Raw genomic sequence first — 19504 nt, forward strand, 5'->3', positions numbered from 1 at the left:
TCACCTCAAAAAAACAGGGGAGAATCCACATAAGGGGGAGAAATTGTGGCAAGTATTGCGGTATGTCCTGGAAGTTTTGATCCGATTACAAACGGGCATCTTGATATTATTCAACGGGGGGCCAATGTGTTTGAAAAGGTGTTTGTAGTCGTATTAAAAAATTCGGCGAAGAACCCGTTATTTACTGTGGAAGAAAGAATGGAATTAATAGAAAAGGTAACAGCTTCTTTGCCAAATGTAGAAATTGACAGTTATGATGGACTTTTAGTAGACTATGCCAGGAGTATAAAGGCGAATGCGATTCTTCGTGGATTAAGAGCGGTGTCCGATTTTGAATATGAAATGCAAGGAACGTCTATGAACCGGATTTTAGACCAAAATATTGAAACTTTTTTTATGATGACAAAAAATCAATATTCATTTCTAAGCTCAAGCATCGTAAAAGAAGTAGCAAAATACGATGCAGATATATCCGGACTTGTACCACCTGAAGTTGCAATTGCATTGAAAAAGAAGTTTAAATAAAAAAGGGGTAAAAAGAACCTTCACTAAAATGGGAAGGTTCTTTTTTTATGGCTTGGTACTAAAAAATTTAGAACGAAACAAGACAATTCATTTGTTACACCTTGTGCTCCAGCGCTTATCGTCTAATTAATTTCGCTGTTTCCTCCTTACGATAATCAACATCAGCTCACAAAACCGTCTCGCTCTCATTTCCTTTATCTCCGTTAAACTTTCGAAATCCGTACGCCTGGATCTGAGGCGCTTCCGCTTTTGTTATTTAATCAATTTTGTAAATTCCGACGGGCGTAGATCAAAATATAAATGATAAGGGCGCTAATGGTAAGAAGTGGACCAATATTTTGAAGCCAATGGATCGCCACTTCCCACCATTTAGCATTTCCCTGAATAAATACAGGGATGGAATGGATTGTTTCCCCATTTTCATAAAAGTGTTCGTACACAGGTTTCCATAATACTGCCATAATGATGGCTGAATAGAAACCGTGAAGAATCCGTGCGAAGAAAAAAGGTTTAAATTGAATGTCTGTCTGTGCTAGTATACTCGCAACTTGGGCCTGAACGCTGAAACCACTAAAGGCTAAGATAAAACTTACAATTACCGCCTGTTGTAGCAATGATACTCCTTGAACTTGACTAGTCAATTGGCTACCAAGGGTAATTTCAAATAAACCGGAAATAAAAGGGATGCTGAGCAATGATGGTAAACCAAATAAATGAAAGAAATAATTAATTGCCTTCGCTAAAAACGAGGTAATGTGTAAATGGAAGAGTAGCTTATTAATAACTGAGAACAATATAATAAAGCCACCAATCATCAGTAATGTCTGGATCGATGAAATGACGGCATCGCCTAATAGCTTTCCAATCGGTCGTTCATCTTTAATTCTTGTTTGATGCAGAACGGAAAAGGCATGCTTGATTGAAAAATGATTCTTTGTTTCTTTTTTTTGTTTGCGGTCATTACCGTAAAATCTCATGGTCAATCCAACCATAAAGTTCCCTAAATAATGGGCTAAAGCTAACATAATTCCTAAATTTGGGTTGTAGAAAAAACCAACTGAGACCGCACCAAATATAAATAATGGATTAGAGGAATTTGTAAAAGAAACAAGTCTTTCTCCTTCTGCTCTTGTGATTTGCCGCTCTTGTCGAAGTCTAGCAGTCAGTTTTGCTCCTGCAGGAAAACCAGATGCCATTCCCATCGCCCAGACAAAGCCACCGATTCCAGGGACTCGAAACAGGGGTCTCATAAGTGGTTCCAATAAAACGCCGATAAATTTTACGACCCCAAAACCGATTAGCATTTCAGATATGATAAAAAAAGGAAGTAAGGAAGGGAAGACGATTTCCCACCACATATTCAGTCCGCGAATGGAGGCATCCATTGATTCCTTAGGAAAGGATATTAATGAGATCGCAAAAGATGTTGCACATATAGAGAGAATTAAAGTTTTTAATTTGGAAGCATTCAAGCTATGTACCTCCTTAATCCAAAAGCAAATCTTCCTTAAGTTAATAATGATGAATAACAAGTTTGTCCAACCTTTAAAAGTCATTCATTTCCATCATCATTCTTTTGATCGAGCTTTGCCATTAAGTGATTTAAAAAAATCAAAAAGTAAAGCTGAACGGGGAAGATGTAGCTTTCATGACCTTTTACTTTGAATGGAACATTTATTTCTGTAAAATAAATGGAGAGAGCACAAGTTGTCCTTGTCTATTTCAATATACTCATAGGTTTTGGGAATAGACCATAAGATAAAAGAAAAGATTGTGATTCTTTGAAAAAATGTTCATTCTAGGTGGGGAAAGCTTTGAAAAAGACAAAAATTGGGGTTGCACTTGGTTCAGGAGGGGCAAGAGGGTTTGCGCATCTTGGCGTATTAAAGGCTTTACAGGATGCTAAAATCCCTATTGATATGATAGCAGGAAGCAGTATGGGTGCATTAGTTGCCGCCTTTTATGGTGCTGGTCATAATATGGAGCAATTATGTAAATTATCCATTGCATTTAGACGCAAGTTTTTTTTGGATTTTACCGTCCCAAGAATGGGATTTATTGCGGGTAACAGAATAAAAGATTTTATTAGATTATTTACGCATGGGAAAAATATTGAAGAATTAGATTTACCAGTCGCTATTGTTGCAACAGATCTTCATCATGCAGAAAAAGTGGTGTTTACTGAAGGACCAGTTGCAGAGGCTGTACGAGCGAGTATTTCTATACCAGGTATTTTTGTTCCTGAAAAGAAAGATGGGAAACTACTAGTAGATGGAGGTGTTATTGACCGGGTGCCGGTTTCAGTTGTAAAAGAAATGGGAGCGGATATTGTGATTGCTGTAGACGTTTCGCAAGTGAAGAAAAATGGAGAAATATCGACCATATACGATGTGATAATGCAAAGTATTGATATATTACAACTGGAGATTATCGAGAACCGAAGTGTGGCATCTGATGTAATGATTCGCCCATCTGTTGAAAACTTTAGTTCACGAGCTTTTACTCATATTGAAGAAATTATCAAAGAAGGGGAGAAAGCAGCCGAAGCCATAATACCAGAAATATGGGATGTAATCAACAAGCGGAAGGAGACATCGAATGAAGAATAAAAAGTTACTTCCTGTCATATTTCTCATTTTTGCCCTCGTGATAGGGTCTTCATTTTTCACATTGCCTTATTATGTAACGAAACCTGGATTAGCACATGAATTAAAGCCGATCGTTCAGGTTGAAGGTGGAGATGAGGATGAAGGCCAGCTTATGCTGACAACGGTCCGAATGGGGAGAGCGAATATATATTCTTATGCATTAGCTTCTTTAAAAAAATACGAGGAAATTATTCCAGTAGAAGAAGTTCATAGTCCGCATGAAACGGATGAAGAATATAATGTGAGACAAATGTACATGATGGATAATTCGAAATATAATGCGATCATGGTTGCGTTTGACTTTGCAAAAAAACCCTATCATTTTGACTATAAAGGGGTCTACGTTTTAAATGTTTTTCAAGGAATGCCAGCAGCTAAAATCCTGAAGGCTGGGGATCGGATTGTAGGAGTAGATGGGAAGGTATTCCAATCATCGAAACAATTCACCCAATATGTGGCGGACAAAAAACTTGGCGACAAAATCCATCTTACATATTTTCGAGATCAAGAGAAAAAAGAGGCAGATGTGTATATAGATCAATTTAAGTCTCATCCAGAGCGGGTCGGGATTGGCATCGGGTTAGTGGATGATCGAAAAATCATTAGCGATCCCAAAGTAGGTCTAAACACATCTGAAATTGGCGGTCCATCAGCGGGTTTGATGTTCAGTCTAGAAATATACAACCAATTAGTGAAGGAAGATATTACAAAAGGAAAGAAAATAGCCGGAACTGGAACGATTTCAGCTGATGGAATCGTTGGCAGAATTGGAGGAATTCAACAAAAAGTTGTGGCAGCGGATCAGGCCGGCGCAGAAATATTTCTTGCTCCTCATGATGAAATTCCACCAGATTTACAGAAAAAATATCCAGACATGAAGTCCAATTATGAAGAAGCATTGATTGCTGCAAAAGATATTCACACGAAAATGAAAATTATCCCGATCAAAACCTTTCAGGAAGCATTAGATTATTTGCAAACATTATAAAGTGAAACTTCATTCAGTGGGGGGTTTCTTCATCCCCCACTGAATGTTAGTTGAACTTATCGGACCTTTAGGGGTCGTGATCCTCTACCTATCTTTTTGAGGTGGAGGTTTTACTGCCCGCTAAGGCGGGATAATTGTTTTCATGAAAGGGACTGTCTCAAATACTTCAATAAAACGTTTGAGACAGTCTTTTTTTGTTCAAGAAAGTTCTTTTCCTGTTGGGGACGATACGATGAGAGGAGATTGTTTCCACTCACTCTCTAAAAGCTTCTGACGGAACTCGGGAGCTAATGCGAAACTGTATATTTTAGTAGCTTTAATATCAAACGCAATCAATTCTTTAAAAGCGGATATTTTCGTTATTAATGGAATGCTGACTTGTTTCTTAATTTGATTTAAATAAGTTTTCCCAGTTTCATTCATCCCTAGTAAACGAATATATTCTGGAGAGTTTCCCTTTTTGTTCATTTCTTCTTTCGACGTGTTAGTCAAAATATGTATGAGCATTCTTTGAATCCTTGTCCAAGTATATCTTTTTGTTTTTACTTGTTTCATGAAATGCTCAAATGTATTTGTTTTTCTTGCCCATTCTATTAGCCGATACTCAATTCCTTCCTCTATTTCGTATAGTTTTCTTAATTCCAAAGGGGATGAAGATAGGAGTTTATATTGTAAAAATGGCCAATATTTTTCCCAGTAGTGGAAACTTCCGTATGTTTGTAAATAATGCTGTAATGCAAGAAAAGTCGCTTTAGGTACATACGGAGCAATTTCATCAATTCCATTTTCTGTAGATAACAGTGCCTTACGAATGCTTGTAGCACTTGCGATATGTTTAGATGAAAAAATTTCATCATGATAATGGGCATTTTTTCTAGTAATGGTCAGGGGAATCATCGGTGTAGGAAACTGTTGATTTGCCTGAACATAATGGTATCCTAGGATATTATTAGGTTTTGTTAAATCAATCGGGGCCGTAGAATGAAAAAGCTGTTCATAGGCCAATGATTGTGCTTTTGGATAGCTCGATCCTTGAGACATATGCAATTGGATTAATTTTTGTATGTCATTATGCCGATTATTCGTAAGTTGTACCATTTCTTCGAAGTCTTGTACTTCCCCTGATTCACTTCCAAAACAAAAGCTTTTACAAAATAGTTGATGAAGAATATGGATGGCTCCAAATGCGAATCTCTCTGCTCTTTGAGTTGAGAAGGCGTAAGGTAGTTCCACAACCAAGTCGACACCAGATTGCAAAGCCATGTGAGCTCTTGCCCATTTAGAAGTTAATGCTGGTTCCCCTCTTTGTAAAAAGTGCCCACTCATGACGGCGATGACACAATCTGCATTAGCGATTTCGCGAGCTTTTGAAGCATGAAAAAAATGCCCATTATGAAAAGGATTATATTCTACTACAATACCAACACTTTTCATGGTTATCGTCCTTTCAAAAACATCATATTTTTTATCTTAACACATGCTAGGCTGGACAATGTAAAAATTCAAAATACTCATGACACATTCGCTTATTAAATCATTGTAGAATATAATAGGGGAATATAAGGATGTGTATAGATGGACTTAAAAGGAGTGGTGCTTAGGTGCTTGCGCATTTGATGACAGCGTCTATCGTCTAGCGAATTTCTTCGTTTTCATCCTACGATAAGTCAACATCAGCTCGAAAAGGACCTTGCACTCGTTTCCTTTATCTCAGTCTAAACTAAAGAAATCCGTACGCCGATGAACGGGGCGCTTCCGCATTTGTTACTGTAAAGAAAAAATATTGACAAAAGATAATGAGAAAGCTATAATTACTTTTGTTGCCTTGAGGTGATAAGAATGAAATGGTCGATAATTCAATTACAAAAAGCACGTGAACAAGGTCTTTTGATTGATGAAACAGTTCAATTAGATGGATTATCTAAAAGAGACAATCAAATCCGAGATATCTCTCCTGTTCATATTACAGGAAGAACAGATATCAGTTCTGAAAAAGTAACGTTTCATTTAAGAATAACGGGTTGTTTTATTTTGCCATGTTCAAGGACACTTGTAGATGTTCCTTACCCGTTTGATGTTGAAACAATTGAAACTTTTTTATTAAAACCTTCTTCTGAAGAAATAGAAGATGCTTATCAAGTAACGGGAGATACAATCGATTTAACTCCAGTGATTGAGGAGATTCTTTTGTTAGAAATACCCATTCAAGTGATCAGTGAGGAAGCCAAGCATTCTGAGTTACCTTCAGGAAAAGGTTGGGACATGATGACAGAAGATGAATTGGAAAAAAGTCAAAAGGATTCGATTGACCCGCGTTTAGCTAGTTTAGCGAAATTTTTTGATAAGGAAAAATAATTTAAATGGAGAAGTACCAGTTTTCTGGCCTTCATATATAGTGAATCTCTTTAAGGAGGTGGAAAGAATGGCAGTACCTTTTAGAAGAACTTCTAAAACTAAGAAAAATAAACGCCGTACACATTTTAAATTACAAGTACCTGGTATGGTTGAATGCCCTAACTGCGGTGAAATGAAATTAGCGCACCGTGTTTGTAAAGAGTGCGGAACTTATAAAGGAAAAGACGTTGTAAATAAATAATGACAAAAAAACGTGAAGAGGCCATGGCTCTTCACGTTTTTTTGCTGTATAGGGAACAAAAAAATATTCATTAAGACGACTTTGCTTGCGATGTATATGTTTTAACTTCAATGAATAAGCAATGTTCCTCTTGTACCCTATAACTTGTTCACGGTAATATATATATAAAGGGGGAGGAGAACAATGGATTACAGAATCGATGTTGAGGGTCATGGTTTACTCTATTTTACGATTACTCGGGAGTCGAAAAGAAATGCGGTTAACTTTCAAGTAATGGAAGGATTAAAAAAGGCAATTGAAAGAGCGAAAGAAGATGATATAAAAGCGCTCGTAGTAACAGGTGAAGGAGAACGAGCTTTCTGTTCAGGTGGGGATTTATCTGAATTTCATGCTTTAAAGACAGAATCGGAAGCATATGAAATGTTATCCAAAATGGGAAAAATCCTATACGAGCTAGCTACATTACCGAAACCAACGATTGCCTTGATTAATGGAACGGCAGTTGGTGGAGGATGTGAAATTGCCACAGCATGTGATTTCCGTATTGCAAGAAGAAATACGAAACTTGGTTTTATCCAAGGAAGTCTTGCTATTACGACGGGCTGGGGAGGAGGAACTTTACTTTTAGAAAGAGTTCAACCTTCAATTGGTTTAAAAATATTATCTGAAGCTGCCGTATATAAAAGTGATTCGCTCCATTCAGTAGGATTTATCGATCAATTGGTTGATCATGTGAATAAAGAGGCTGTTGAAGTATTCTTAGAAAAAATGTCAACCATACATAGTTCTGTACTATCAGCTTATAAGCAAACAATCATCCGAAAATGGCTGGAAACAAATCTATATACAAGAATGGAACAAGAAATGCGTACATGTGCCATTCTTTGGGAACGAGAACCCCATCATGAGGCTGTTGCACAATTCTTGAATAAAAAAAAATCGAAAGCTAAATAGTTTCCTGCATGATGGAAACAGATTGTTCCCACTCGAGATCCATAAAAATAATCAAAGTATAGTCTATCACCTCTATTACTGTCATATGTATTAAATAAGTAACTTAGAGAGAGGTGATAGACTTGTCTTCTATGAGGCAGGATGCTTGGACAAAAGAGGAAGATTTATTATTAGCGGAAATTGTTCTTCAGCATATTCGGGAAGGCAGTACCCAACTTCAAGCTTTTGATGAAGTTGGCAAAAGGCTTAATCGAACGGCTGCAGCTTGTGGCTTTCGCTGGAATTCATTCGTTCGAAAACAGTATAAGTCAGGGATAGAATTAGCGAAAAAGCAAAGAAAAGAAATGAAAATACAGGAAACCATGGATGCTGGGCATAGCATGAAGGAGGACTCTTCCTTTAATGAGAAGACATCACCTACCCTATCGGTGGATGATGTGATAACGTTTATTCATAACATTGCTCAACAAGCGCAACTAGTGGAACGAGTATCTCAAGAAACAGATATTTTACAAGATGAAATAAGTAAATTGCAGAATCAATTAAATCAGACGCAAAGTGATTATGATCAGTTGAAAATCAAATATAAAGAGTTAGAGGATGACTACCATTCTGTCCTATTGGTGTTAGAAAAGGCGAGGAAGTTAACCGTTGAGAATAAATAAGGAAGAAACTGACATAAAGCCCTGGGGTGCCAGGGCTTAAAAAAATGCCCATCATGGATACTTAACTGATTTTTTGGTCTAATTCTTCATCTGGTATCCACAAGAAACGGGTTTCATCATCAATGAATGTACGGAAGCCCATTCTCTTCCAAAAGTCATGTGATTTTACTCGAGGTTTTGTAATAATAGGCAAATGGAAGCTTTTTGCGTAATCTACAAGAATACGTCCGAATCCCTTATTTTGATAATCGGATAATACTTCGAGTTTCCATATTTCCAGATGAGTTTTTGGAATGGTGGATTCTTGTTCAAATGTTTCTTCTCTCATATACAAACACATACGAGCTACCAGTTTCCCACCATAATAGATTCCATAAAATGGTGAATCTGTGTGATCCTCAACAAAATTCATTTGGATTTCTTCAAGCATAGATAATTCCTGTAATCCGAATTCTTTAAATATATTAAATTCTTCCATCGTTTTGAAATTTATTTTTAAGTTTTCTACTGTACCAAGCATTGAAAAACCTCCTAAAAACAAATGATGAAAAATGATATTAAGCTATCATTATTATTATATACTATTTTAGAAAAGAATTCGAAACCGTTTTCTATTTTTAATCCAGAATATTTATTTCCAAGGAAACAATCAAATTGACTTTCATTTTACTCAAAAAATCACTATTTGCGATTGAATCACAAGGAAATCATCTGTATTTTCGTAGTAAGTCTCTTCTGTTAAAATGTTTAATTAAAAAGAGTTTGTTCTAAAGAATCGTTCTTTCATTAGGACAACAATATATCCACTAGGATTATGATTAGCGATCGAAAATTAACAAATTGTGAAAAAGTATGCAAATATAGTAATCATGATCATAAGTAAGGAGAATTTGTATGAATATTGGAATTATTGGTGGGGGATCAATTGGAATGTTCTTTTCTGCCTGTTTGCATGACTCCTTCAATGTCACACAATACACAAGAAAACAGGTACAAGCTGATGAAATTTGCCAAAATGGTTTATGGGTTGAGGAAAATGGAGGAAAGAATCGAATCAATTTACAGGCTCGTTCACTACAAGTGAAGGAAGCAAGTAGAGAAGATGTACTTTTTATAGCGGTTAAGCAGTATCATTTACAAGCTTTAGAGACATTTTTATGTTCTTTACCTGTTTCTATTCCTCTCATTTTTTTACAAAACGGAATGGGACATCTAGCTTTTCTGGAAAAATTGCCTCAACAACATCTTTTTGTGGCCACGATCGAGCATGGAGTTTTCCGAAAAGATCAGAATTCAATCCACATCCGTGGAAGAGGAAAAACAAATATCGCTTTATTTAGAGGAAATCCTGAAACAATCAAGCAAATCATGAGCACTTCTATTAAAGAGTTTCCGTTTCATTGGCACAATCAATATCAAAAAATGTTACTTGAGAAATTATTTGCTAATGCCGTGATCAATCCTTTAACGGCCATTTTAAAAGTAAAAAATGGAGAATTAATTTCAAATCCTTATTATTACTCGCTAATGAAGCAAGTATTCAGTGAAGTTGCAAATGTTTTCGATGGAAATGAACAAGACTTTCAAAACATCGAAGCAATTTGTAAAAAAACGGCTAACAACCGGTCCTCGATGCTGAGGGATATTGAAGATGGGCGGCCAACGGAAATTGAGGCAATCATTGGATATATAATAAATGAAGCGAAAAAGATGAAAAGAACATTGCCCGTTTGTACGGCCATTTACTCAATGATTTGTGGGATGGAGGGAAAGGAAGAAGGATTATAATGGTCACTGTTTTCGCATGCTTAATTGCGCTGATTTTAGTATTCCCGCTTATTGGGTATATTTTGGCTTTTATTATAACAAAAAATACGTTAAAAAATCATAGAAAAGCTGTTCATTTATCGATTGATCTCACCACATTCTTTTTATTATATTCCGTCCATTTTTTTATTAAAACGATTTGGAATATTTCATTATTATGGCTATTATATTTACTCGTTTTAATCATAGGGTTCATTTTTTCCATTTATTATTGGAGAGTATATGAAGAAATGGATGTTTCAAAAGTATTAAGAGGGGCATGGCGTGTTGTTTTTCTTGTCTTTTTATTTGTCTACATCGTATTATTGCTTTATGGATTGACCGTGAATGTGATGGAAATGGTCTAAATTCAATTGGCCTAATTCAAATTTTTTTCTTTCGATTCGATAGATGATATACTCTTTAGAAGTGGGACCACTGTCAGCCTATTAGAACCTTGAACACATAGAGGGGAAAAGAAGCAGGCGGTGGAGAATCACCGTAGAAATTACTTCATTACATATCTAAGGTGTAACAGATAAACTTTTTTAAAGAAAGGAAGAACTTTTATGAACTTGGCAAGTCTGTCAATTCCAGCTATCAATCGATTTGCCTCTCATTACATAAATAAGCAAACATCGGTTACAGGTTTTTTCCATTATCCTTTAACGAATACTGAAGAGTTTAATCAAAGGGTGGAAGACTTAAAAAACCGAGAGTTTCATCGTCAGGAGCTTGCGACCTGTATCGAAGAATATATGAAATGGATGCCAAAATCTCCAAAAGTGCAACATTCTATTGAAAAATTGAAAATGCCTAACTCTACAGTGGTAATAGGGGGACAACAAGCAGGTTTATTAACAGGGCCTTTATATACTATACATAAAATCTTATCTATTATAAAGCTAGCAGAAGAACAAGAAAAAAACCTTCAAATTCCTGTTGTCCCTGTGTTCTGGATCGCAGGTGAGGATCATGATTTTCAAGAAGTCAATCATGTTTTTGTTGAAAAAAATAGCCGAATGGAAAAAAGCATTTATCCAGAGCGTTTAGTTGAGAAAAGAATGGTATCAGACATTTTATTTAATAAAGATCAAATGAATCAATGGATTCGCGAAGTTATTAGCTATTTTGGTGAAACAGATCATACCAAAAAACTGATTCAATTAATGGATGAAGCCATTCAACAAACAGAAACGATGACGGAGCTGTTCAGTTATATTATTAGCGAACTTTTTAAAGATTCTGGTTTATTATTAATTGACGCTGCATTTCCACCACTAAGAAGACTTGAGAAACCATTTTTTGAGCAACTGATTACGAATAACCAATTATTGAATCAAAAGGTTCTTTCACAGCAGGCGGATATAAAAAGAACAGGATTTTCTCCGGCTATTGAATTTAGTGATAACGCGGCGAATTTGTTTATTTATCATGACCATGAACGGATCTTATTAGAGTATGATGATTCAACCAAATCTTTTATAGGGAAAAATGGTGAGGCATCATGGACACAAGAGGAGTTTATGCAGCTTTTGGAAAGATCACCTGAGAAATTTAGTAATAATGTGGTGACAAGACCACTTATGCAAGAATGGTTATTTCCAACATTGGCCTTTATTGCGGGTCCAGGGGAGATTGCCTATTGGGCTGAACTGAAGCAAGCATTTGAATTTTTTCATATGAAAATGCCTCCGATTGTTCCACGATTAAATGTGACGATTCTAGAAAGAGACAAGGAGAAATATATAAAAGAGTTTCAACTTGAAATCGAAAACGTCCTCAGTGAAGGGGTCGAACGTGAAAAACAACAGTATTGGGAAACGGTTAAGGAAGAAGGGCTACATGATTTAGTAGAGCAAACAGCTACCCAATTATTTTACCAATATCAAGAGATACAAAAACGTGCCGAAGAACTAGATAAAGGATTATTACCAATTATTGAGAAAAATTTAAAAATACACCATCATCAGTTGGAATACTTAAAACAAAAGACAGATCAATTGATTGAAAAGCAGCATGAAGTTGTCTTAAATAGATATGATCAGGTGAATTGTTCATTAAGACCAAATAATGGTCCACAAGAGAGAGTTTGGAATGTTTTTTATTTCCTTAATCAATATGGCTTGGATTTCATTGATGAATTACTACAATTTTCTTATCCTTTCGATGGATCTCATCAACTCATTCGTATATAGTACTACTCCTGTAAGTACCTGGAATTATTTCTAAACATGAAATAACTCCAGGTGCTTTTTTTTGTTTTTCTATGAATGAGGTGGGGGATAAGAGAACTTAAAAGGAAAAATGTGGGGGATGAAAGGGCAATGAGCAAAAGATAAAATAGGAGATGCTGTCATTTCCAAAGAATTATTGTAAAAATACCGATTTTTTTAGATGAAAAATACGAACGATGAGGACAAAAAAACAGGTTCATTAAGAAGGATTTACGAAAACATTACAGAAATAAAAATATGTGGAGAAAAGTGGGGGGATGTGGTAAGGTAAGGGAAGAAAGTGGGGGGTATGGGGCATGTTCATGGGGGAGTACCAACATAACATTGATGCGAAAGGTCGCCTCATTATACCTGCAAAATTTCGAGACGATTTGGGCGAAGCATTTATCATAACCCGTGGATTAGATCAATGCTTGTTCGGCTATCCTTTAAGTGAATGGAAAGTCCTTGAGGAAAAATTAAAAAAACTACCCCTAACGAAAAAAGATGCTCGATCATTCACAAGATTTTTCTTTTCAGGTGCAACGGAATGTGAACTGGATAAACAAGGAAGGATTAATATCCCGTCAACCCTTGTGAATTATGCTCAGCTAGAAAAAGAGTGTGTTATTCTCGGAGTCTCCAATCGAATTGAGATTTGGACGAAGCCATTATGGGAAGACTATTTTGCAAAGTCTGAAGAATCTTTTGCAGAAATAGCTGAAAATATGATTGATTTTGATATTTAGCATCGAAATGGAATGGTGAAACGATGACATTTGAACATACAACAGTATTATTAAAAGAAACAGTAGATGGTTTAAATATTAAACCAGATGGAATTTATGTGGATTGCACATTAGGTGGAGCAGGCCATAGTGAATATTTACTATCCCAGCTTTCGGATGAGGGTCATCTTTATGCGTTTGACCAAGATGAACAAGCGTTAGAACATGCTAAAAATCGGTTAGCATCTTATTTACACAAGGTGACTTTCATTAAGAGTAATTTTCGGTATATTCAGGAGGAACTTGAACATTATGGTATTCAACAGGTAGACGGAGTTTTATATGATTTAGGCGTCTCCTCTCCACAATTAGATACACCTGAACGTGGATTTAGCTATCATCATGATGCACCCCTGGATATGAGGATGGACCAAGACAGAGGTGTAAGTGCTTTTGAGGTTGTCAACCATTGGCCATATGAGGACTTGGTAAAAATATTTTTCCGCTACGGGGAAGAGAAATTTTCTAAGCAAATTGCGAGGAAAATTGAAGCTGCAAGAGTCGATGGACCTATACAGACGACATTTCAGTTAGTAGATTTAATTAAAGAAGGAATTCCAGCTCCAGCCCGAAGAAAAGGCGGACACCCAGCGAAAAGAATATTCCAAGCTATTCGAATTGCGGTGAATGATGAGTTAAATGTTTTTGAACAATCATTGAAAGAGGCCATTGACTTGCTAAAGCCTCATGGACGGATTAGTGTCATTACCTTTCATTCGTTGGAAGACCGAATTTGTAAAAATATTTTTAAGGAAGCAAGCACAGGACCCGAATTACCTCATGGATTACCGATCATCCCTGATGAATATAAACCTATATTAAAATTGGTGAATCGAAAGCCCATTTTACCTTCTAAAGAGGAAGTAGAAGCGAATAATCGGTCTCGATCCGCAAAGTTGAGAATCGCCGAGAAATTATGATGAAATGAAATAGGGGGGAAACGATGAGTAATTTAGCAAGAAAGTACCAAATAGAAGAGCAACATCAACAAAAGAATGCTTCGCAGCGGCAGTCTAAACAGAAAAAGAAAATTAGGGTAACCCCTGGAGAGAAATTACTCCTACTATTATTTGTCGTGTTAATATCCTTCATCGGGGTTAAAATTATCTCAACCGAAACAGCTATATACACTGCAAATAGAGAAATACAAGATATGGAGAGACAAATTAAAGTTCAGAAAAAAGTGAACAAAGAATTAAAAATCCAAGTGAGTGAAGAAAGTACATATGAAAAAATATGGAAAAAGGCAAAGGAGTTAGGCTTGGATCTAAATGAACAAAATGTTAAGGTTGTGCAACCAAAATGAAGGAAATACGACTCAATCGAAAAAGAGGAGCTGCGGTAATATTTTTGATATTTGCCGTGCTCTTTTTTACTTTATTTTTCCGAATTTTATATATCCAAATGACCGGCAGAGCGGATGGTCGTGAATTAGAAACTGAAATCATGAAAAAATACATGAAAACAAATGTTCTAGAGGCGCGACGAGGCACGATTTATGACTCACATGGAGAAGTGATTGCTGAAGATACGACTTCCTATACGATTGCTGCTGTATTGGATAAGTCGGTCTCCCCAAATCCGAAAGACCCACATCATGTCGTAGATCCTGAAATGACCGCTGAAGTACTTGCGAATTACATTGATATGAGTGAGGATAGAATTTATAGAATTCTTACTCCAAAGGACGAAGATATCAAACAAGTCGAATTCGGGACGGCAGGAAAAGACCTCAATCATGAATTAAAAAGTAAAATCGAAAAAGAAAAATTGCCTGGGATTATTTTTCTGAAAAGTTCAAAACGATTTTACCCAAATGGTGTGTTTGCCTCTCATTTAATTGGTTTTGCCCGAAAAGAGGAAGGTTCAAAACAGGAGAAAACCATTGGAGAAATGGGGATTGAACAAAAATACGACGAATACTTACAAGGAAAGAACGGGAAAATCCAATATGAAAGTGATTTATGGGGCTATCTTTTACCCAACGAGAAGGAAATGATCAAGGAGCCTGATAACGGGAATGATATTTATTTAACGCTTGATTCGAAGATCCAGACTTTTTTAGAAGAAGCGTTAAACGATGTGGAAAAACAATATAAACCAGAGCGAGTACTGGCCGTTGTAGCGGATCCTAAGACAGGGAAACTATTAGCGATGGGACAACGTCCATCCTTTCATCCCGATACAAGGAAAGGACTTGCAGATAATTGGCATAATGAAGTCGTGGAATCGGCATTTGAACCTGGTTCGACGATGAAAAGTTTTACGCTTGCAGCTGCTGTAGAAGAAGGGACCTTCCACCCTAATGCTTTTTACCAATCAGGAAGATATTCTGTAGGAAAAGGTACGATTCGTGATCATAATGGTGGTGCCGGATGGGGAACGATTAGTTATTTGGAAGGAATTCAACGTTCATCGAATGTAGCGATTGCGAATATGTTGGATACAATGGGCTCGGAAGCGTTTCGTGAATACTTAGATCGCTTTCGCTTTGGTATGAAAACGGGAATTGGATTACCTAATGAAGCGAGCGGAAATATATTATATCGGTATCCCATTGAGAAAGTTACGACAGCTTTTGGACAAGGATCAACTGTCACACCTTTACAGCTTATCCAAGGAACAACAGCAATTGCTAATCATGGTCAAATGATGAAACCTTATGTTGTTGAAAAAATCGTTGAACCGGATACGAAAAAAATCATCAAGGATACCAAACCAAAAGTGGTGGGAAAACCCATTTCAAAAGAGACAGCGGAAGAAGTACGAAATATTTTAGGTACTGTCGTCACAGCTGAAAATGGAACAGGAAAGATGTACAATATTGAAGGCTATGACGTCGCTGGAAAAACGGGAACTGCCCAACTACCTGATCCTAAAGGGGGAGGTTATTTATATGGAAGTGAAAATTACCTCTTTTCATTTTTAGGAATGGCACCGAAAGATGATCCACAACTCGTTATGTATGTTGCCGTAGAAAAACCTAATCTGAAAAATGAGAATGGGGCGATCCCTGTTTCTAAAGTATTTAACCCTGTTATGAAGAATAGTCTTCAATATTTAAATATAAAACCTAATGGAAATGAAATAGCAAAGCCAGTAAAAATCGATCGATATGATGGAAAATCAGTCAATGAGGTGTCCCAACATTTAAAATCCCAACAATTAAATGTCGTTGTATTAGGAAAAGGGAAAAAGGTTGAAGAACAATTACCGATTGAGGGGACTAATGTTCTGCAAGGTGCCAAAATCATGTTGCGGACAGATGGAGATCTAATTGTTCCAGATATGGATGGTTGGTCATTGCGAGATGTCATGAAAGTTTCAGAACTATTAGATTTAAAATTAAGTGTAAATGGTGAAGGTTATGTAACCAAACAAAACTTAAAACCTAATTCCCCAGTTAGACAAGGGGATCATCTAGTCGTTAATTTTACGAAGCCGAAAAATATCGCTGAACAGGAAAAAAAGAAACAAGAAAAAAAGAAAGATGATCAGGTCGAGGAAGACAAAGAGAAGGATGAGAAAAAACTCCCGCTTGATTAGAAAGAAGGGAACTACTGAAATGATGGTAGTTCCCTTTTTATTTATGAATTTTTGTCATAAAAAGACCTATTAAATTTTCTCAATCATTTCAACTCTGTTGCCAAAAGGATCGCGAAATTCGAAGCGTTTATAATCAGGGAAAGGCACTGAATCAAGGATGTCGATAAAATGCCCAATGTATAATGGAAAAGATCCCTTCTTATTCCGATCCAAATAGAAAAGGGGAGGCTGGAACTTTTAGTTGAACGTTCTAACTTTTTTTGTACAAGCATATACTTGAACGAGCTAGGAGGGAGGCTAATCATGAAGCGGGTTTCAACTGTTACCGTTCGCAAACGTTTAGCGTTTGTTTTACTTGCAGGGATTTTAATATTTGCCATCATTGACGCTCGATTAGGGTATGTACAATTTTTTATGGGGAGTGAACTAACGGGAAAAGCGAAAGATTCTTGGAGCAGAAATATCCCTTTCGAACCAGAAAGAGGAAAAATAGTGGATCGCAATGGAGTTTCTTTAGCGACAAACAAAAGTGCTCCAACAGTCTATGTCGTCCCGAGACAAATCGAAAATCCAGCGGAGACGGCCGGAAAATTAGCCGCTGCTTTAAATATGTCAACAGAAAAGGCGTATAAACATGTCACGAAAAAAACCTCCATCGAGAGAATCCATCCTGAAGGAAGAAAAATCTCCTATGAAAAGGCAAAAGAAATTCGTGATCTTGGTTTAAAAGGAGTCTATATTGCAGAGGATTCGAAAAGGCATTATCCATATGGAAGTTATTTATCACATGTTTTAGGGTTTGCAGGAGTAGATAATCAAGGTTTAATGGGGCTTGAAGCTTATTATAATAAAGAACTAAGTGGGACAAAGGGATCGATGCAATTTTTCTCCGATGCTAAAGGCAAAAGAATGCCTAATATGTCAGATGATTATGAAGCACCTGTAGATGGAGTCGATTTAAAATTGACTATTGATACAAAAATTCAAACGATAATCGAAAGGGAACTTGATATAGCGGAAGCAAAGTATAATCCTGATGGAATCATTGCTATTGCAATGAACCCGAATAATGGAGAAGTGCTGGCTATGTCTAGTAGACCAACCTTTGATCCAACTGATTTCAGACATGTTCCACAAGAAATATATAATCGTAATTTACCCATTTGGAGTACTTTTGAACCTGGATCTACTTTTAAGATTATCACTTTGGCTGCTGCATTAGAAGAAAAAAAGGTAGATTTAGAAAAGGATCATTTTAATGACCCTGGTAGTGTGAAGGTGGCAAATGCGACATTACGTTGTTGGAAGCGTGGAGGTCATGGACACCAATCCTTTTTAGAAGTGGTACAAAACTCCTGTAACCCGGGGTTTGTAGAATTAGGGGAAAGATTAGGAAAGGAAAAATTATTTAAATATATCCATAATTTCGGTTTTGGTCAGAAGACAGGGATTGATTTACAAGGAGAGGGAAAAGGAATTCTATTTAATATCGATCGTGTCGGGCCAGTTGAATTAGCCACTACGGCATTTGGTCAAGGGGTCGCTGTCACTCCAATTCAACAGATTACCGCTGTGTCAGCAGCTATTAATGGTGGAGTTCTATATCAACCGTATATTGCAAAAGAACTCATTGATCCGGAGACGAAGGAAGTGGTAATGAGAAAAACACCGGTTGCAAAGAAAAGGGTTATTTCAGAAGAAACCTCAAAGAAAGTGCGTCACGCATTAGAAAGTGTTGTCGCTCAAGGAACGGGACGAAATGCATTTGTTGAATCATACCGTGTTGGTGGGAAGACAGGAACAGCACAGAAATCGAAAGAAGGAGGGGGGTATTTAGAGAATAATCACATCGTCTCTTTCATCGGTTTTGCTCCTGCAGATGACCCTCAAATCGTTATATATGTTGCCGTCGATAATCCGAAAGGGACCGTTCAATTCGGTGGAACGGTGGCAGCTCCAATTGTAGGGAAAATGTTAGAAGACAGCCTTCAAGCAATGGATGTTCAACCACGGAAAAAACAAATTGAAAAGAAAACTAGATGGGATGATCCAGTCATGGTAGAAGTGCCAGACTTAACAGGGTTATCAAAGAAAGAGTTATCCCAACAATTAGTCAATTTAAAACTAGATATTAGTGGAGATGGAGAGAAAGTGGTCCGTCAAGCTCCGAAACCAGGTACGAAAGTAGAAGCAGGTTCCACTATTCGAATCTATTTGAATTAAATAGGCGGCAAAAAGCCGCCTTTCTTACAATTAAATGATAGGTGAAACAACCAATATGGTTCCCTTTATTCTATAAAAATGATATTTAACGTTACATGTGAAAAAACAGGACAAAAAATACGGTTCAAAACAATGAAACTATGATAATATGTTCGTTGTGAGTTTTTTATTTGCAAAGGAAGTTTTTTTCATCATGATGATGATTGAAATGGTGTGAATACGAAAACGAATTGGCGAAATGTTCGCTTTTTCGCTAAAATAAGAAAGAAATAAAAAATCACTCGATACATAAGGAAGGGATTTTCCAAAAGAGACAGGAAAGCGGAGGCGACTGCCCAGGCGCGACAAGCAAATGCTGCAGCCATGCCGTGGCGAACTTTGCCACAGAAGGGCTGCACATTTGACCTCGAGCGCCTAGGAGCCGCAGCTAGACAGGAAAGCGGAGCCGACTGCCCAGGCGCGACAAGCAAATGCCGCAACTGCTAGGCTGAAAAGAAAGTCATAAGGAATGATCCCCAACAACTAAGGCGTTTTAGTCATCAGGTCATA

General features: G+C 36.9%; 18 protein-coding genes and 1 pseudogene. 15 read left to right on the forward strand and 4 right to left on the reverse strand.

Annotation, left to right across the window (positions count from 1 at the left end; genetic code table 11):
- Positions 1 to 45: 45 nt before the first annotated feature.
- A complete protein-coding gene (gene coaD / locus J2S13_RS07970) occupies positions 46 to 525 on the forward strand; it encodes a pantetheine-phosphate adenylyltransferase (protein WP_307257215.1) in 480 nt (159 codons plus the stop codon).
- A gap of 260 nt (positions 526 to 785) precedes the next feature.
- Here the strand turns inward: coaD and spoVV are convergent, their stop codons facing one another.
- Entirely contained in the window at positions 786 to 1997 is a 1212-nt protein-coding gene (gene spoVV, locus J2S13_RS07975) for a dipicolinic acid transporter SpoVV (protein WP_307257216.1), read from the reverse strand.
- A 342-nt stretch (positions 1998 to 2339) separates the two neighbouring features.
- Here spoVV and J2S13_RS07980 point away from each other — a divergent pair, with 342 nt between their 5' ends.
- Together J2S13_RS07980 and J2S13_RS07985 are read left to right on the forward strand one after the other, a co-directional pair.
- Positions 2340 to 3134, forward strand: coding sequence for a patatin-like phospholipase family protein (locus tag J2S13_RS07980; RefSeq protein ID WP_307257217.1), 795 nt, complete (start codon positions 2340 to 2342; stop codon positions 3132 to 3134).
- The gene (locus J2S13_RS07985; protein WP_307257218.1) at positions 3124 to 4161 is read left to right on the forward strand and encodes a SepM family pheromone-processing serine protease; all 1038 of its coding nucleotides are present in this window, start codon (positions 3124 to 3126) and stop codon (positions 4159 to 4161) included. The genes J2S13_RS07980 and J2S13_RS07985 overlap by 11 nt, the downstream gene beginning before the upstream one ends.
- A 198-nt stretch (positions 4162 to 4359) precedes the next feature.
- On the opposite strand, the gene J2S13_RS07990 is transcribed toward J2S13_RS07985, so the two are convergent.
- Positions 4360 to 5595: a nucleotidyltransferase gene (locus J2S13_RS07990; protein ID WP_307257219.1), complete on the reverse strand. Its 1236-nt coding sequence runs from the start codon at positions 5593 to 5595 to the stop codon at positions 4360 to 4362.
- 405 nt (positions 5596 to 6000) lie between these two features.
- Between J2S13_RS07990 and J2S13_RS07995 the strand changes: the two genes are divergently transcribed.
- The 4 genes from J2S13_RS07995 (at position 6001) to J2S13_RS08010 (ending at position 8376) form a co-directional block, all read left to right on the forward strand.
- Entirely contained in the window at positions 6001 to 6516 is a 516-nt protein-coding gene (locus J2S13_RS07995; RefSeq protein ID WP_307257220.1) for a YceD family protein, read from the forward strand.
- 67 nt (positions 6517 to 6583) lie between these two features.
- The gene (gene rpmF / locus J2S13_RS08000; RefSeq protein ID WP_307257221.1) at positions 6584 to 6757 is read left to right on the forward strand and encodes a 50S ribosomal protein L32; all 174 of its coding nucleotides are present in this window, start codon (positions 6584 to 6586) and stop codon (positions 6755 to 6757) included.
- A 183-nt stretch (positions 6758 to 6940) separates the two neighbouring features.
- Entirely contained in the window at positions 6941 to 7711 is a 771-nt protein-coding gene (locus J2S13_RS08005) for an enoyl-CoA hydratase/isomerase family protein (protein ID WP_307257222.1), read from the forward strand.
- A gap of 122 nt (positions 7712 to 7833) precedes the next feature.
- Complete coding sequence (locus tag J2S13_RS08010; protein ID WP_370873990.1) at positions 7834 to 8376, forward strand: RsfA family transcriptional regulator; 543 nt, start codon at positions 7834 to 7836, stop codon at positions 8374 to 8376.
- 61 nt (positions 8377 to 8437) lie between these two features.
- Here the strand turns inward: J2S13_RS08010 and J2S13_RS08015 are convergent, their stop codons facing one another.
- Positions 8438 to 8896: a GNAT family N-acetyltransferase gene (locus J2S13_RS08015; protein ID WP_307257223.1), complete on the reverse strand. Its 459-nt coding sequence runs from the start codon at positions 8894 to 8896 to the stop codon at positions 8438 to 8440.
- A gap of 374 nt (positions 8897 to 9270) precedes the next feature.
- Between J2S13_RS08015 and J2S13_RS08020 the strand changes: the two genes are divergently transcribed.
- From J2S13_RS08020 to J2S13_RS08050, 7 genes are all read left to right on the forward strand, one after another.
- Positions 9271 to 10164 (forward strand): 2-dehydropantoate 2-reductase, encoded by an 894-nt coding sequence (locus J2S13_RS08020; RefSeq protein WP_307257225.1) that lies wholly within the window; start codon positions 9271 to 9273, stop codon positions 10162 to 10164.
- Positions 10164 to 10550, forward strand: coding sequence for a DUF3397 domain-containing protein (locus J2S13_RS08025; RefSeq protein WP_307257226.1), 387 nt, complete (start codon positions 10164 to 10166; stop codon positions 10548 to 10550). Before J2S13_RS08020 ends, J2S13_RS08025 begins: the two co-directional genes overlap by 1 nt.
- A 201-nt stretch (positions 10551 to 10751) precedes the next feature.
- Positions 10752 to 12380 (forward strand): bacillithiol biosynthesis cysteine-adding enzyme BshC, encoded by a 1629-nt coding sequence (bshC, locus tag J2S13_RS08030; RefSeq protein ID WP_307257227.1) that lies wholly within the window; start codon positions 10752 to 10754, stop codon positions 12378 to 12380.
- 335 nt (positions 12381 to 12715) lie between these two features.
- The gene (mraZ, locus tag J2S13_RS08035) at positions 12716 to 13147 is read left to right on the forward strand and encodes a division/cell wall cluster transcriptional repressor MraZ (RefSeq protein ID WP_307257228.1); all 432 of its coding nucleotides are present in this window, start codon (positions 12716 to 12718) and stop codon (positions 13145 to 13147) included.
- A 23-nt stretch (positions 13148 to 13170) separates the two neighbouring features.
- Complete coding sequence (rsmH, locus tag J2S13_RS08040; protein WP_307257229.1) at positions 13171 to 14106, forward strand: 16S rRNA (cytosine(1402)-N(4))-methyltransferase RsmH; 936 nt, start codon at positions 13171 to 13173, stop codon at positions 14104 to 14106.
- A 23-nt stretch (positions 14107 to 14129) separates the two neighbouring features.
- Positions 14130 to 14492, forward strand: a complete 363-nt coding sequence (gene ftsL / locus J2S13_RS08045; protein WP_307257230.1) for a cell division protein FtsL — start codon at positions 14130 to 14132, stop codon at positions 14490 to 14492.
- A complete protein-coding gene (locus J2S13_RS08050; protein ID WP_307257231.1) occupies positions 14489 to 16732 on the forward strand; it encodes a penicillin-binding protein in 2244 nt (747 codons plus the stop codon). Before ftsL ends, J2S13_RS08050 begins: the two co-directional genes overlap by 4 nt.
- 69 nt (positions 16733 to 16801) lie before the next feature.
- Here the strand turns inward: J2S13_RS08050 and J2S13_RS08055 are convergent.
- Positions 16802 to 16903 (reverse strand): annotated as a pseudogene (locus tag J2S13_RS08055) (VOC family protein); the annotation flags it as partial.
- A gap of 132 nt (positions 16904 to 17035) precedes the next feature.
- Between J2S13_RS08055 and J2S13_RS08060 the strand changes: the two are divergent.
- Complete coding sequence (locus J2S13_RS08060) at positions 17036 to 18955, forward strand: stage V sporulation protein D (protein ID WP_307257232.1); 1920 nt, start codon at positions 17036 to 17038, stop codon at positions 18953 to 18955.
- The last annotated feature ends 549 nt before the right edge of the window (positions 18956 to 19504 follow it).

Source organism: Oikeobacillus pervagus (assembly GCF_030813365.1).
Lineage (GTDB): Bacteria > Bacillota > Bacilli > Bacillales > DSM-23947 > Oikeobacillus > Oikeobacillus pervagus.